At 74.7% G+C, this 1,055-nt stretch carries 2 protein-coding genes; both read right to left on the bottom strand.

Annotation, left to right across the window (positions count from 1 at the left end; all coding sequences use genetic code 11):
- Nucleotides 1–405 (bottom strand): hypothetical protein (locus AB0L75_RS44565; RefSeq protein WP_365191985.1); only part of this gene is annotated, 405 nt, incomplete at its 3' end.
- 11 nt (nt 406–416) lie between these two features.
- Nucleotides 417–887 carry a hypothetical protein gene (locus tag AB0L75_RS44560; protein WP_365191984.1) on the bottom strand — a complete coding sequence of 157 codons (471 nt, stop codon included), beginning with the start codon at nt 885–887 and terminating at the stop codon, nt 417–419.
- Nucleotides 888–1,055 lie beyond the last annotated feature (168 nt).

Genomic DNA, 1,055 nt, shown 5'->3' with positions numbered 1-1,055 from the left:
GGCGTCACTGCCGGGCGCGACGGAGCCGGGCGGAGCCGCCCGTGCCGCCGGACAGCACCGGGCCCCCCGACCGTCGACGTGGATCTCGTGGACCCGCCGACCGCGCGCGTCGAACGCCTCCAGCCGCCAGTGCTCTCCCTCGTCCAGCCGGGGCACCACCACGGGCGGACCGATGTGCTCCGCCTGGTCCACGACGTCCTCGCCGTGCATTCGCGACAGGGTGCAGGCGTGCCCGTCGTCGGCCTCTCCCGGGAAGGCGGCCCAGTCCACCCGTGAGAGCCCGCCGGGCTCGACGGTGACCAGGACGTCCGGCCCGTCTGAGTCGTCGCCCCGTTCATGCGCCAGCAGCGCGTCGATGTCCGTCGCCACGGTCGAGGCCGAGTGGCCCCGACGCATCGCGTCCACGGCCCGCGCCGTCACGTGGGCGGGCAGCGCGGCGTGCCCGAGGTGCGGTGGACGAGGGGCAGCAGGTGCCCCTCCACGTGGTGGTCGCCCGCGTTCTGGAACACCACCACGCGACGGCCCGCGTCGAGCGTGCCCACGCGGTGTTCGATCCCCTCCTCGGCCAGCCGCGCCTCCACGGCCTCGCGCTCCGCGACGGGGTCGAGCTCCTCACCGGGGAAGAGCGTCCGCAGGTAGTCCCGCACCGTGGGCGGGTAGTAGTCGAGCAGGTCCGTCTGGGGGTTCCAGGCGAAGACGCTGCTGCGCCCCTCGAGCTCCTCGTTCAGCCGCAGCGCCGCGAAGCCGCCCCCGGACCCGCCCACCAGGAGCAGGTCACGGCCCAGCCCGTCCGCCAGGGCCCGCAGAGTGGCGAGCAGCGTGGCGTGGGCCTGGGTGCCGGGCGAGCCCGTGTACCACCCGAGGAGGAGGTCGTCGGCGAGCTGCATCGAGGGGTCGCTGACGGCGACCCACGGGATCCCCAGCTCGTAGGAGAGCCGACGCCCGGCGAAGAACGGCGGGGCGCGTCGAGTTGCAGCTGGAGGACGACCACGACGGTCAGCCCGTTGGTCACCGCGAAGAAGGCCGCGGAGGTCACGAGAGCGGCGGGGAAGCCG

Source organism: Streptomyces sp. NPDC052101, from assembly GCF_040680235.1.
GTDB lineage: Bacteria > Actinomycetota > Actinomycetes > Streptomycetales > Streptomycetaceae > Streptomyces.
Note: the sequence above shows the minus strand (reverse complement) of the source record. Positions and strands in the feature narration are given on the sequence as shown.